This is a genomic window from Larkinella harenae (assembly GCF_054780515.1).
Map to the genome: position 1 here is coordinate 76511 of NZ_BAAGWE010000010.1, position 14377 is coordinate 90887.

Sequence of the window (14377 nt, forward strand, 5' to 3'; positions counted from 1 at the left end):
TTAATGGTTAAACCCCAAACCCTTACTAAAATGACCAATAAAACTATAGCTGCATTTGTTGTAGCCGCTTTAACCAGCGTAACCGGTTTTGCCCAGACAAATCAAACTGTGGCGGAGGATTTCAAACCCTCCGTGCTCAACCAGCCAGGACAGGAGTACCCGCAGGTAAACTCGCAGGGCTACGCCCGCTTCCGCATCAAGGCCCCCAAAGCCGATAGCGTGCGCGTGAGCTTGGGGCTGGGCGGACGCGGGGGCACGATCCTGACCAAGGGCGACGACGGTTTCTGGACGGGTACGACGGCTGGTCCGATGGATGAAGGGTTTCATTATTATAACGTAACCATCGATGGTGGGAAGTTTAACGACCCCGGTGCTATGAATTACTACGGCTCCGTTCGGTGGGAAAGCGGCATCGAGATTCCGGCGCACGACCAGGATTTTTACGCGCTGAAGGACGTACCGCACGGCCATGTTCAGCAGGTGCTCTTCCCGTCGAAAAGCACGAATACGTCCCGCCGGGCTTTTGTATACACGCCACCGGGTTACGAGAAAGATAAGTCCAAAAAATATCCGGTGTTGTACCTGCAACACGGCTGGGGTGAAGACGAAACCGCTTGGAGCAATCAGGGCCACGCCAATTTGATTATGGATAACCTGATTGCGGAAGGGAAAATAAAGCCTTTCATCATTGTGATGACCTACGGCATGACCAACGAAGTGAAATTCGGCGGTATCCGGAGTTTTAAGATCGAACCTTTTCAGACGGTGCTGGTCGATGAGTTGGTTCCGTACGTAGATGCTAATTTCCGCACGCTTAACAACCGCGATAACCGAGCGATGGCGGGACTGTCGATGGGCGGTATGGAAACCCGCCAGATTACGCTCAACAAACCGGAAACCTTTGGGTATTACGGCCTGCTGAGCGGTGGTGTTTACACCCCAGAAGATATTAAAGACAAGCCCAAAGCCAAACTCATTTTCTTGAGTTGCGGCAGTAAAGAAAACCCGGACCGGGTTAACAAAGCGGCTGCGGACCTGAAAGCAGCTGGCTACAACGCGGTTTCGTACGTTTCTGACAAGACCGCCCACGAGTTCCTGACCTGGCGTCGGAGCTTGCACGAGATGGCTCCGTTGCTGTTTAAATAGTCAAAAATGGCTTAAAAACTCCCCTCGATTATGAAACGTAACCTCTTGATAAAAAAGGTTTGTCTGGCCGCCACCCTGGCGATTACTGGCTTGATTGGTCCCGCTACCTACGCGCAAACGATTGACAAAGAAATGCCGAAAGGCTTCGATCAGGTGCGGACGGGCATTCCAACCGGAAAACTTGACTCGGTTCAGTACGAGTCGAAAACGGTGGGTGCCAAACGCAAAGCGCTGATTTATACGCCACCGGGTTATTCGAAAAAGAAGAAATATCCGGTGCTGTACCTGCTGCACGGCATAGGGGGCGACGAAAAAGAATGGCTCCGGGGCGGCAATCCCCAGATCATTCTGGATAATCTGTACGCGGACAAGAAACTGGAACCGATGATCGTGGTCATGCCCAACGGTCGGGCCATGAAAGACGATCGCGCCACCGGAAATATCATGGCTCCTGACAAGGTGCAAGCCTTCGCGACGTTTGAAAAAGACCTGTTAAATGACCTGATTCCGTACGTTGAGAAAACCTACTCGACGCTGAAAGATCGCGAACACCGGGCCATCGCCGGGTTGTCGATGGGCGGGGGGCAATCCCTAAATTTTGGGCTGGGTAATCTGGATAAGTTTGCCTGGGTGGGAGGCTTTTCGTCGGCCCCGAATACCAAACGACCGGAAGAACTGGTTCCCAACCCGGAAGAAGCCAAAAAGAAGCTGAAACTGCTTTGGATTTCGTGTGGCGACAACGACGGATTGATTACCTTCAGCAAACGGACGCACGATTACCTGTACCAGCAGAATGTGCCCCACGTGTATTACATCGAACCGGGAGTCCACGACTTCAAAGTCTGGAAAAACGGTCTGTACATGTATTCTCAATTTCTCTTCAAACCTGTTGATACGGGCTCGCTGACCAAATATACGATTCTGGGGACACCGGCTTCCACGAATGTGCGGAATGCCAAATACCCCCAGATTCTGCCCGATAACCGGGTTGTGTTTCGAACGAAAGCGCCTAACGCCCAGAAAGTGCAGGTCGATCTGGGTAAAAAATACGACATGGTCAAAGACACCGCCGGATTCTGGACCGTCACAACCGATTCGATCAGCCGGGGAATTCATTACTACTCCCTTGTAATCGACGACGTAGCGGTAGCCGATCCGGCCAGCGAGACCTTTTACGGAATGAGCCGCATGGCCAGCGGTATCGAAATCCCAGACAAAGAAGGGGGCTATTACGCCATGAAAGACGTACCTCACGGCGATATTCGAATCAAACGCTACCAGTCGAAGGGGCCGAACGGCTGGCGCGAAATGTACGTATACACGCCACCGGGTTACGATCAATCCAGCGAGAAATATCCGGTTCTGTACCTCTTGCACGGGGGCGGAGAAGACCAGCGGGGTTGGGCCACGCAGGGTAAAACCGATCTGATTCTGGACAACCTGATTGCCGAAAAGAAAGCAAAACCGATGCTGGTGGTGATGTTGGATGGCAACATGGGTAATACGGGTGGACCGGCTGGCTTCAACGAAAACGCCCTGCGCGCGTTTGAAAACGAGCTGAAACAGGGCGCGATTCCTTTTGTGGAAAGCAATTTCCGGGTTGAGACCGATGCGAAAAACCGAGCATTGGCGGGGCTCTCGATGGGTGGCTTACAGACCTTGTACGCCGGGATCAAAAACACCAATCTGTTTTCGTCGCTGGGGGTGTTTAGTTCGGGCTGGTGGGCCAACAACCCCAAGCTGTCTGACCCGCAGTATGCTTTCATGAAAGACAACGCCAGCACGATCAACAGCAACCTGAAAACCTTCTGGATTTCGCAGGGTGGCAAAGAAGACATTGCCCATCAGAACTGCCAGATTATGATGAAAAAGTTTGACGACCTGGGCGTTAAATACCAATACAGCGAATACGCTGGCGGACATACCTGGCCAGTTTGGCGGCATGATCTGTTGGGCTTTTCGCAATTACTTTTTAAATAAATGTTAAACCAAAACCCAATTTTTTACTATGAAAACGTTGTTTTTTTCTTTGCTCTTATCAATTGTTAGCCTGGTTGCATTGGCTCAAAACCCAATCGATGGCAACTGGAAAGGTAGCCGTGACACACCAAACGGCACGTTTGAAGTAAACTATACCTTTAAGGTAGAAGACACCAAATTGACCGGAACATGGAAAACTCAATTTGGCGAGTCACCGATCGAAGAAGGCAAGGTCGATGGCAAAAAAATTTCGTTCAGTATCTCTTTCAACGACCGTAAAATGAGTTATACGGGCGAGTTAGTTTCTGAGAAAGAGATCGTTATAAAAAGTGAGCGTGGTGAGATGAAACTTGCCAAGCAATAAGGAAAAAGGACCATTTGATTGGCCGTTTTTGGCGGATCAAATGGCTCTTTACACTTTTTAGAAGGTTTGCAGCAGGAAAATAATTCATTCTTTGGGAAAGTGTCAATTGTCAAATCATGATAAAAAGGTTTGTCATAATGAGTCCCTAGTACCAACTCAGTGCCTACGTGGGCGGGCACAATTAGCGCGTTTGGGGGCACGATTTGTTTGATTTTTTGCAGTTGTTTTTTGATAAGCTGGTCAAGGTCAATATTTTATCATAATGGTTTCAAGAAGGAACTTTAGGGCTGCAAGCACGGCCATTTTGATGACGGGAACTGTATTTGGATTCGCCCAACCCATTCCGTCATTAAAAGACGCATTCAAAAAAGACTTTGGCATCGGAACCGCGCTCAATAATGCGCAGATCGAGGAGCGGGACGCCAAAACGACGGAATTTATTGTTCGTCAGTTCAATATGGTGACCCCCGAGAATATCATGAAGTCGGCGCTGCTTCAGCCGCGATGGGGCACCTACAACTTCGATATGGCGGACAAGCTGGTTGAATTTGGGAAAAAACACAACATCAAAATCAACGGGCATACCCTGGTCTGGCACAGCCAATTGCCGTCTTTCATTCGGGGCATTCGCAGTCAGGATTCCATCCGAACGTTCTTTACCGATCACATCAAAACGATTGCTGGACGCTATAAAGGGAAGGTTTTTTCCTGGGATGTCGTTAACGAGGCACTCAACGAAGATGGCACGTTACGAAACTCGGTTTTTCTGCGCCACCTCGGTGAAGATTACATTACCGAAGCGTTTCGACTGGCTCAGGAGGCTGCCCCCAACACGGAATTGTATTACAACGATTACAACAACGAAAAACCGGCCAAGCGGGCGGGCTGTATTGCGATCCTGAAAAAGATTCAGGCAGCCGGTGTTCGGGTGGATGGAGTGGGCATTCAGGGGCACTGGCATGTAGGAAAAGTCCCCCTGCAAGACATTGAAGAAAGCATCCTTCAGTACGCGGCATTAGGGTTGAAAGTCATGTTCACAGAACTGGATATCGAAGTGTTACCCCGCAACTTTCAGGGTGCCGAAGTGAGTCAGCGCATGGTGAGCGATGCGAATTCAAACCCCTATGCGGCCGGATTATCCGATAGTGTGCAGCAACAGTTAGCCGCTGATTATGAAGCCCTTTTTAAATTATTTCTCAAGCATAAAGACAAGGTGACTCGAGTTACGTTTTGGGGAGTCAACGATGGGCAAAGCTGGCTAAATAACTGGCCCATCCGGGGAAGAACGAGTTATCCATTGTTGTTTGATCGCCAAAATCAGCCGAAACCCGCTTTTTACAAAGTGGTGGCACTTAGACAATAAAGATCAGAAAACAGTTCAATAGAGCTGATGTTTGCAGTATTTCAGACGTTTATTATTTCATAATCAAAATGACGAATCTACCTCTCTTACAACGCGTTTGTACAGCGGTTCTGTTGGCCACTCTGGTCAGTGGATCGCTAACCACTTTTGCCCAAACCAACGGCGGCAAAAATCCGATTTCTCAGCCACTCGTTTCGCACATTTACACGGCGGACCCGTCGGCCCACGTTTTCAACGGGAAAATATACATCTATCCATCGCACGACATCGATGCGAAGAACGTCAAGGAGGACGATGAAGGGGGGCACTTTGCCATGCGCGATTACCACGTTCTGTCGATGGATAAGATCGGCGGTCCGGTTAAAGACAACGGCGTCGCACTCGACCTCAAGGGTGTTCCCTGGGCGGGTCGTCAGCTGTGGGCACCCGACGCAGCCTACAAAAACGGCACGTATTACCTGTATTTCCCGGCTAAGGATAAACAGGATATTTTCCGAATTGGCGTAGCAACCAGCAAAAGCCCAACCGGACCGTTCAAAGCCGAGCCGGAACCGATTAAAGGAACGTACAGCATCGATCCGACGGTGTATCAGGATACCGACGGCAAATTCTATCTTTATTTTGGCGGTATCTGGGGCGGCCAGTTACAGCGGTGGGACAACAATCAGTACAACGCAAAAGGCGCTTTGAAAAAGAAAGACGAGGTGGCCTACCTGCCCCGCGTGGCCCGGCTGAGCGACGACATGAAAAGCCTGGCCGAACCCGTTCGGGAAATACAGCTTCTGGACGAAAATGGCAAACCATTTCTGGAGAAAGACAACGACAAGCGCTTTTTCGAAGCGGCCTGGATTCATAAATACAACGGCAAGTACTATTTCTCGTATTCGACCGGCGACACGCACAACCTCTGCTACGCCATCGGCGACAATCCGTACGGACCGTTTACCTACAAAGGCATCGTGCTAAAACCCGTCCTGGGCTGGACCAACCACCATTCCATTGTTCAGGTAGAAAACAGATGGTATCTCTTCTACCACGACGTGCAGCTATCGGGTAAAACGCACCTGCGCAACGTAAAAGTAACGGAACTGACGCATAACCCGGACGGGACGATTAAGACGATTGACGCTTACAAATAATTGGCCGTTAATTTCATCTACATCATGCATAAACTGATCTCCTATTCGCTTATTGCGCTGGCTGTTGCGTTCGTCGCGCCCGAAAAAGGACTGAAAGATTATTACAAGAACTACTTTCCGATTGGCGTGGCCGTCAACCCGCGCATGGTGCAGCCGGGGCCAGATGCGGAATTGATAAAAACCCATTTCAATAGCATGACGCCCGAAAACGCCATGAAAATGGGACCCATTCACCCGGAGGAGGACCGTTATAACTGGAAAGATGCCGATGCTATTGCGGAGTTTGCCCAGCAAAATAATATCAAATTGCGGGGCCATACGCTTTGCTGGCACAACCAGACGCCCCGCTGGTTTTTCACGGATGCCGAGGGGAAAACCGTGAGTCGGGATGTGTTGCTGGCGCGGCTGAAAAAGCACATCACCGACGTTATGGGGCATTATAAGGGAAAAATTTACGCCTGGGATGTGGTCAACGAAGCGGTGCCCGACACGGGGACGAGCATCTACCGAAAATCGAAATTCTACGAAATCATTGGTGAAGATTACATCGAAAAGGCGTTTCAGTATGCCCACGAAGCAGACCCGTCGGCGCAGTTGTTTTACAACGACTACAATACCGAAGATGCCGCCAAGCGGGAGAAGATTTACCAGTTACTGAAAAAGCTGAAGGCCAAAGGGGTGCCGGTCAACGGCGTAGGTTTACAGGCCCACTGGTCCATTTACGAACCGACGAAGCAGGAGTTGGAAGAATCCATCACCAAGTTTGCGAGCCTGGGCCTGAAAATTCAGTTTACCGAGGTGGACGTTTCAGTCTATCCCAAAGAGCACGTGCGCCGGGAGCGCCGGGATACGGACAAGAGTGAATATACGCCGGAAATGGTTGAAAAACAGGCGGCCCATTACAAAATGCTGTTCGAGGTATTTCGCAAGCACCGCGACAAAATCACCGGCATTACGTTCTGGAACCTGACGGACAAATATTCCTGGCTGGATAATTTCCCGGTGCCGGGCCGCAAGGATTATCCGTTGCTGTTCGATGAGAATGGCAAGCCGAAGAAAGCGTACGAAGGCGTCGTGAAATTTTAACGGCTGAAGCCCGTGACCGGCAGAGCCGATAAAAAGGAGTAAACATGAAATTGAAGCTGAATTTGATTATCGCCCTGTTGGTCTCAGCCTCTAGCTGGGCCCAGGGCATCCTTACCGAAAAATCCCCGTTTGCGGTCACGGAAGCGGTTATCTACGTGGATAAGGGTGAACCGGAACTGGTAAAAACGGCGGCCAACCTGCTCCAGCAGGATATCGAGCGGGTAACGGACAAAAAAATCCCCATCGTTGCGGGCATCGATCAAATCCGCAAAAACGTGATCGTGATAGGTACGCTGCCGCAGTCTTCGTTGCTGAAACAGCTGGTTGCGCAAAAGAAAATTAACTCGGCGGCCATTCGCGGGCAGTGGGAAGGATCGCTGACGCAAACGATTCAGAACCCGGTTCGGGGCGTTAGCCATGCGCTGGTCGTAGCCGGAAACGACCGTCGGGGCGCGGCTTATGGCGTGTTCGAACTATCGAAGCAGTTTGGCGTATCGCCCTGGTACTGGTGGGCCGACGTGCCCATGGTGAAGCGGAAGGAGCTTTACGTGAAAAGCGGTGTTACGCTGACTGATTCGCCAAAAGTGAAGTACCGGGGCATTTTTCTGAACGACGAGGCTCCGGCGCTGTCCGGCTGGACCAAGGAAAAGTTCGGCGGCTTCAATCATCAATTTTACGAGAAAGTTTTCGAACTGATCCTCCGTCTGAAAGGTAATTACATCTGGCCTGCCATGTGGGGCAACGCCTTTTATGCGGATGATTCCTTGAATATCAAAGCCGCCGATAAATTTGGCGTGGTTGTCGGTACGTCGCACCACGAGCCGCTGATGCGCGCCCACGACGAATGGCGACGTTTCGGCAGCGGCCCGTGGAACTACGAAAGCAACAAGGAAAAACTGCAACAATTCTGGCGCGACGGCATCAAACGAGCCACGAACGAGAAGATTGTCAGTATTGGGATGCGGGGCGATGGCGACGAGCCGATGTCGCGGGAAACAGCCACGGCGTTGCTGGAACGGATTGTGGCCGACCAGCGGACCATCATCAGCGACGTAACGGGCAAACCGGCCTCTGAAACACCACAGCTTTGGGCCTTATACAAAGAGGTTCAGGAGTATTACGACAAAGGAATGCGGGTGCCGGATGACGTAACGCTGCTGTTGTCCGACGACAACTGGGGCAACCTCCGAAAGCTCCCCCGATTAGCCGAAAAACCCCGGCAGGGCGGCTACGGAATTTACTACCACTTCGATTATGTGGGAGGTCCGCGTAACTACAAATGGCTGAACACAAATCCGCTACCGCGCATCTGGGAGCAAATGCACCTGGCCTGGGAACACAAAGTTCGGAACATCTGGATTGTCAATGTGGGCGACCTCAAGCCGATGGAGTTTCCGATTTCCTTTTTTCTGGATTATGCCTGGAATCCCGAAAAAATTGACGCTGACCAACTGACGGCTTACACGGAAAACTGGGCGGCTAGTCAATTCGGGAAACAACATGCCAAAGACATTGCCCAGTTGCTGGCGACATACGGAAAGTATAATTCCCGGCGAAAACCGGAATTGCTCGATGCCAATACGTACAGCCTGAAAACGGGTGAATGGAAGAAGGTTGTTGCCGATTACGATGCCCTGCTTCAGAAAGCGGAAGCCATCGACCGCGAACTACCCGCTACGGCCAAAGATGCGTATTTTCAGTTGGTGCTGCACCCCATCAAAGCCTGTGCAAACCTGAACCGGATGTATTATAATGTCGCCTTGAACAAGGATGCGTATCAACGTAAACAAAAGGAAACCAATGCGTTTGCCGATCAGGTAAAACAATTATACGCCAATGACTCCCTGATTACACGGCAGTATCATCAACTGAATAATGGCAAATGGAACCACCTGATGAGCCAGACGCACATTGGCTATACCTACTGGCAGCAGCCGAATCAGCAAAAAATGCCCGCCGTGCACTACCTTACCGCGGGTTCGGTGGTGGCCTCGACGAATCAGAATGAGGTGGCATCGACCGAAAAACGGGCCAGCGTTCCAGATAACGTATCGGGCAATGTTTTTTACCAGGACGAAAAACGAGGGGTGTCCATTGAAGCGGATCATTATACGCGGGCGGTCAATACCAACAATATAACCTGGAAAATTCTGCCGGATCACGGTAGAACCGGCTCGGCCATCACACCGTTTCCGGTGACGGCCAGTGAGCAAAAACCGGGCGGCAATGCTCCCCATTTAGAGTACGATTTCGTTACATACAGTGACGGAGAGTTTACCGCAAACGCTTATTTTTCGCCGACCTTGAATTTCTTCCGGGATGAAAACGGCTTGCAGTACGCCATCTCCATCGATGACGAAACACCGCAAATCATTAGCCTGAACAAGGAAGACAAAACCAGCGACAAAGGCATCTGGAACAAGTGGGCCGCCGAGAACATCATCATCAAGTCCAGCAAACACACCTTGGCTAAACCCGGAAAACATACCGTCAAATTCTGGATGGTGAATCCGGGGGTTGTTTTGCAGAAGCTGGTTCTTGATTTTGGCGGCCTGGAGCCGAGTTATTTAGGCCCGGAAGAAACCCTGGAACGAACTCCTCAAAACTAAGAAAATGCACGTTAGATTTTTTTACTCGCTCAGGTTATGGCTTCTTAGCCTGCTGCTGGCCTCCACGCTGGTAGCCCAGGCCCAACTTCGGTTGCCTAAATTGATCAGCAACGGCATGGTGCTGCAACGGGACGTCCCGCTCAAGATTTGGGGCTGGGCCAGTCCGGGCGAGCGCATTACGGTGCAGTTCCAGAAGAAGACCTACAAAACCGTAACTGGGGCCAACGGACAGTGGCAACTAAAGCTGCCGCCCATGCCAGCAGGAGGGCCGTTTACGATGGACATTAAAGGTAATTCCCAGATCGAGCTAAAGGATATTCTGGTTGGCGATGTCTGGTTTTGCAGCGGCCAGAGCAACATGGTTCACCAGCTGAATATTCACGATGTAACGTACGCTAAAGAGATTGCCGAAGCGAATTTTCCGCAAATCCGGCAGTTTTGGATACCAACGCTGACCAACCTGCAAGGCCCGCAAAGCGATCTGCCCGCCGGAGAATGGAAAGCCGCTGTGGGTGAAGCCGTTCGCCCGTTTTCGGCGGTTGCGTATTTCTTCGCCAAGACGATTCATCAGAAATACAAAATCCCCGTCGGGATCATCAATGCCAGCGTGGGCGGTACACCCATTGAAGCCTGGACGAGTGAAGCAGGGCTGGCCGCTTTCCCGGACCTGACCGCGACCCTCGAAAAAAACAAAGATACGGCATACGTCAACAGCCTCACCCGACGCCCACCCGCGACGGCCAGCCGCTCCGCTCCGCCGGTTGATCTCGGGCTCGGCGCGACCAAGTGGTTCGATGCGGCCTACGTACCGAAAGGCTGGCGTCCGATCAACGTGCCGGGTTATTGGGAAGATCAGGGCATCAAGGACCTGAACGGCGTGGTCTGGTACCGCAAGGAAGTTGAAATTCCGGCGTCGATGGTAGGCAAACCGGCCAAGGTTTTTCTGGGACGTATCGTCGATGCGGATGAGCTGTACATTAACGGCAAGCAAATTGGTCGAACGACGTATATGTACCCGCAACGGCGGTATCCGGTCCCGGCTGACGTTTTGAAAGCCGGAAAGAACGTGTTTGTCGTGCGCGTGACCAACTACGGGGGTAAAGGTGGCTTTGTCCCCGATAAGCCGTATTGTGTGTTCGCCGGAGCCGACACGGTGGATTTGAAAGGAACCTGGCAGTACAAGGTGGGTACGGTCTACAAGCCATTCGCAGGTGGAGGATTTGGCGGTGGAATTAACGCGCAGAATCAGCCGACGGCGCTGTACAACGCGATGGTAGCCCCGGAAATTAATTATGCAATCAAAGGGTTTTGCTGGTATCAGGGCGAAAGTAACGCCGGTAAACCACAGGAATACACCGCGTTGCAACTGGCTCTAATCAAAGACTGGCGGCAGAAATGGCAACAGGGCGACCTCCCTTTTCTGTACGTGCAACTTCCCGGCTTTATGGACTACAACTACCTGCCCTCGGAAAGCGGCTGGGCCGTGCTGCGGGAAGCGCAACTGAAAGCGTTGTCGGTGCCCAACACGGCTATGGCCGTCGCCATTGACCTGGGCGAGTGGAATGATATTCACCCCGATAACAAAAAAGACGTGGGCGAACGGCTGGCGCTGGCAGCGCTGAAAACCGCCTATAAAGAAAACGTGGTAGCCTCCGGGCCAATGCTCCAATCGACCAAAATCGACGGAAACAAAATCGTCCTTAGCTTTGCCCATGTTGGTAGCGGGTTGGTTGCCCGCGATGGTGAAGAGTTAAGTGAGTTCGCCATTGCGGGGGCGGATAAAAAATTCGTCTGGGCAAAGGCCCGGATCGACGGAAGCAATGTGGTGGTGTGGAGCGATGAAGTGGCTTCACCGCAGTATGTCCGCTACGCCTGGGCCGACAATCCGGTTAATCCAAATTTAGCCAACAAGGAAGGATTACCCGCTTCGCCGTTTAGAACGGATAAACCTTAATCTAAGTAAAACGGAACTGCACCTATGCATTGGGTGCCAACACAGTTCAACGGCATTTGTGCATAAATCATCCGGGTGCCCGGCTGTTCGTGTAAAAGTGATTGAGGTTTCCAGGCTCGATTTAACGGAGTTTAGGGTAGGAGCGAGGAGGCAAGGGCGATAGAGTGATGAGAATTCAACTAGGCTGATCGTAAGCTTTGGCGCGGTCGTTTTGCTCCTGCAGTCAGCAAAAGATAAAACTCTTCTTTCAAAAAAAGGTTGAAAATTCAAACAGGTTATTCAATACGCACGCGCGCCCTGTTCCACAACGCTTTTCAACGCAATGGATATCTTAACCACCATAACTGTACTGGTCATCATTAGTGCCACTTTTTCGTATCTCAACGAACGGGTTTTCAAACTACCGGTTACCATCGGTGTTATGGTCATTTCGGTGCTTGTTTCACTGGGTATATTGGTCATTGGCAAGTTCAGTGACCAAAAATCCGGCCTAATCATAAACCTGGCGGAAAGTATTGACTTTTCCAGTATTCTCCTGGATGTGATGCTGGGCTTTTTGCTTTTTGCGATGGCGCTGCATTTCGATTACCGGAAATTGAAAGCCTTGCGTCGTCCCGTTATTGTATTCAGTACGGTGGGAGTACTTATTTCGACGGGGGTGTTTGGGGGCTTGTTATACGCCACCACCTTGCTTTTAAAGATTGATATTCCATTGATCTATTGTTTTATATTCGGTGCCCTAATTTCGCCTACTGATCCCATTGCGGTAGCCTCCATCCTGAAAAAGTCGAAAATTCCTCCGCGAATTGAAACGATTATTTCCGGGGAATCGATGTTCAACGATGCCGTAGGTCTTATTCTGTTCGTCACCTTGCTGGGGATTTCCGAACAATCAGAGGAAGGGTTCTCCTGGGTAAAAACGTTGGAGTTGTTTGCGCAGGAAGTGGGAGGGGGGCTTTTGATTGGCATCGTCATGGGGTACATTGGGTACCGGTTGATTCGATCAATTCGTGATTTTCAAACCATTTTTTTACTCTCCGTATCGACCGTACTGGGCATTTCGCTGGTCGCCGGTATCTTTCATGCTTCTGTCCCCCTGGCGGTGGTTGCGGCTGGGTTACTGATTGGCAACAATAGTTTTGGCCTGGACCATCCCGCCGAGGAGTTTCTCAGCCGTATTTGGGAACTGCTGGATGAGGTCCTCAATACGATGTTATTCGTCATGATGGGGCTCCAGCTTGTTTTAATGCCGTTTTTAACCGATTACCTGCTCATCGAAATATTCTGCATTGTTATTATTCTGATAGCGCGCCTGGCGAGCATTTCCTTTCCCGCCTTACTGATCCTGCATAAACTCAATCCAGGTACGCTGACCGTACTAACCTGGGCTGGTTTACGGGGCGGTATTTCTATTGCCATGGCTCTTTCTTTACCTGAATCGCCCTATCGGCAAATCATTCTTTCGAGTTGCTACATGATCGTCATCTTTTCGGTAGTTGTCCAAGGATTAACACTCAATAAGGTTGTGAATCGGGTAGCTGATCAGGTGCAAGACTCTTGAAATTCCGTATGGCATCCCACGGTCTGAGCAGATTAGATACTGTTCAAATGATTGTCTAGAATTCCTTCAGCAGGCGATATTGGCTCTACAATCAATTTCTGGTCAATCATCCAATCATTTGTTCTTGCTTGGAGGTTACTAAGATGGGCTTCTTAAGGTGTCAGCACTTGCAGAAGCAATGATTTTACTTACCTATCCTGCTGAATACATCATGGAAATTTTCGTTTATGCAGACCTGGCCGAAGAGGATCAACAACATTTGAAGAACGGATTGCCGCCAGATGCCAAGGTCATTTTTGCCTCATCCGACTCCGGTTCTGACGTGCCGAAAGCCTTTCAATCCTGTGAGTTTCTGTTTGGTAATCCGCCCGTAGGCTGGTTGAAGGAAGTGCCTTCCTCCCTGAAATTATGGCAACTGGAATCCGTTGGTTTTGAAAAGTATCAGAACGTTGATTTTGAGGGAACGGTGGTCAATGTGGGAGATATCTCCGCCCAACCCTGTGCTGAAACCATCGTTAGCGGGGTGCTGGCCTTTTACCGTGGCGTTCATCAACTGATCCGTTATCAGTTGAATAAGGAATGGGTTGCCGATAAAATAAGCAACGAACTGCACCTGCTAGGTAAGAAAAAAGTCATCATTTTGGGGTCAGGGGCCATTGGAATGCACGTCAAAAAGCTTCTAAGTGCCTTTGGTTGCTCCATTCAGATGACCGCCAAACAGGATCCGGAAGCGGATATCCATTCCTTTGAGGAACTGTTGGAAAACCTGCCTCAAACGGACTTAATTATCAATACCTTACCTGGGAATCTGGATAACTACGTTTCGGAGCAATTCTTCGACACCATGAAAAAGGGCAGTCTGTATGCCAGTGTGGGCCGAGGTACGACCACGGATGAAGAAGCAATGATCAGGGCACTGGAGGCCGGTCAGTTGCTCGGAGCGGTATTGGATGTTACGCAGCAGGAACCCCTCGAGGCCGGTAGCCCCTTGTGGACAATGGATAATGTAATTTTGACGCAGCATACCGGTGCGGCCCATCAGGATGAAAATAAGGACAAGGTAGATAAGTTTCTTTCGAATCTTTCGGCCTTTTTGGATGGAGAATCCTTGGCGGATGAAGTGACGCTGAAGGATGGCTACTAACCTTGGTCTAAAATTGTACCTTATTCAGAGT

10 protein-coding genes are annotated in these 14377 nt (G+C 50.6%); all 10 read left to right on the top strand.

Annotation, left to right across the window (positions count from 1 at the left end):
* The first annotated feature begins 30 nt into the window (after positions 1 to 30).
* Entirely contained in the window at positions 31 to 1146 is a 1116-nt protein-coding gene (locus tag ACYVH9_RS27835) for an alpha/beta hydrolase-fold protein (RefSeq protein ID WP_460639714.1), read from the top strand.
* A 30-nt stretch (positions 1147 to 1176) separates the two neighbouring features.
* On the top strand, positions 1177 to 3126 hold the full coding sequence (locus ACYVH9_RS27840) for an alpha/beta hydrolase-fold protein (RefSeq protein ID WP_460639715.1): 1950 nt from the start codon (positions 1177 to 1179) through the stop codon (positions 3124 to 3126).
* A gap of 28 nt (positions 3127 to 3154) precedes the next feature.
* Positions 3155 to 3490, top strand: a complete 336-nt coding sequence (locus ACYVH9_RS27845; RefSeq protein ID WP_460639716.1) for a hypothetical protein — start codon at positions 3155 to 3157, stop codon at positions 3488 to 3490.
* Positions 3491 to 3797: 307 nt separating this feature from the next.
* The gene (locus ACYVH9_RS27850) at positions 3798 to 4853 is read left to right on the top strand and encodes an endo-1,4-beta-xylanase (protein ID WP_460639717.1); all 1056 of its coding nucleotides are present in this window, start codon (positions 3798 to 3800) and stop codon (positions 4851 to 4853) included.
* A 68-nt stretch (positions 4854 to 4921) separates the two neighbouring features.
* Positions 4922 to 5992, top strand: a complete 1071-nt coding sequence (locus tag ACYVH9_RS27855; protein WP_460639718.1) for a glycoside hydrolase family 43 protein — start codon at positions 4922 to 4924, stop codon at positions 5990 to 5992.
* Positions 5993 to 6016: 24 nt separating this feature from the next.
* On the top strand, positions 6017 to 7078 hold the full coding sequence (locus ACYVH9_RS27860; RefSeq protein ID WP_460639719.1) for an endo-1,4-beta-xylanase: 1062 nt from the start codon (positions 6017 to 6019) through the stop codon (positions 7076 to 7078).
* A gap of 44 nt (positions 7079 to 7122) precedes the next feature.
* On the top strand, positions 7123 to 9687 hold the full coding sequence (locus tag ACYVH9_RS27865) for a glycosyl hydrolase 115 family protein (protein WP_460639720.1): 2565 nt from the start codon (positions 7123 to 7125) through the stop codon (positions 9685 to 9687).
* A 4-nt stretch (positions 9688 to 9691) separates the two neighbouring features.
* Positions 9692 to 11641, top strand: coding sequence for a sialate O-acetylesterase (locus ACYVH9_RS27870; RefSeq protein ID WP_460639721.1), 1950 nt, complete (start codon positions 9692 to 9694; stop codon positions 11639 to 11641).
* A 322-nt stretch (positions 11642 to 11963) separates the two neighbouring features.
* Positions 11964 to 13202: a cation:proton antiporter gene (locus ACYVH9_RS27875; protein WP_460639722.1), complete on the top strand. Its 1239-nt coding sequence runs from the start codon at positions 11964 to 11966 to the stop codon at positions 13200 to 13202.
* 178 nt (positions 13203 to 13380) lie between these two features.
* Positions 13381 to 14346 carry an NAD(P)-dependent oxidoreductase gene (locus tag ACYVH9_RS27880; protein WP_460639723.1) on the top strand — a complete coding sequence of 322 codons (966 nt, stop codon included), beginning with the start codon at positions 13381 to 13383 and terminating at the stop codon, positions 14344 to 14346.
* Positions 14347 to 14377: the final 31 nt, after the last annotated feature.

What these genes read in the sequence shown, in the direction of transcription:
- ACYVH9_RS27835 (WP_460639714.1), top strand. Translation starts at nt 31, where the DNA reads ATGACCAATAAAACTATAGCTGCATTTGTTGTAGCCGCTTTAACCAGC.
- ACYVH9_RS27875 (WP_460639722.1), top strand. Translation starts at nt 11,964, where the DNA reads ATGGATATCTTAACCACCATAACTGTACTGGTCATCATTAGTGCCACT.
- ACYVH9_RS27840 (WP_460639715.1), top strand. Translation starts at nt 1,177, where the DNA reads ATGAAACGTAACCTCTTGATAAAAAAGGTTTGTCTGGCCGCCACCCTG.
- ACYVH9_RS27880 (WP_460639723.1), top strand. Translation starts at nt 13,381, where the DNA reads ATGATTTTACTTACCTATCCTGCTGAATACATCATGGAAATTTTCGTT.
- ACYVH9_RS27845 (WP_460639716.1), top strand. Translation starts at nt 3,155, where the DNA reads ATGAAAACGTTGTTTTTTTCTTTGCTCTTATCAATTGTTAGCCTGGTT.
- ACYVH9_RS27870 (WP_460639721.1), top strand. Translation starts at nt 9,692, where the DNA reads ATGCACGTTAGATTTTTTTACTCGCTCAGGTTATGGCTTCTTAGCCTG.
- ACYVH9_RS27865 (WP_460639720.1), top strand. Translation starts at nt 7,123, where the DNA reads ATGAAATTGAAGCTGAATTTGATTATCGCCCTGTTGGTCTCAGCCTCT.
- ACYVH9_RS27860 (WP_460639719.1), top strand. Translation starts at nt 6,017, where the DNA reads ATGCATAAACTGATCTCCTATTCGCTTATTGCGCTGGCTGTTGCGTTC.
- ACYVH9_RS27855 (WP_460639718.1), top strand. Translation starts at nt 4,922, where the DNA reads ATGACGAATCTACCTCTCTTACAACGCGTTTGTACAGCGGTTCTGTTG.
- ACYVH9_RS27850 (WP_460639717.1), top strand. Translation starts at nt 3,798, where the DNA reads ATGACGGGAACTGTATTTGGATTCGCCCAACCCATTCCGTCATTAAAA.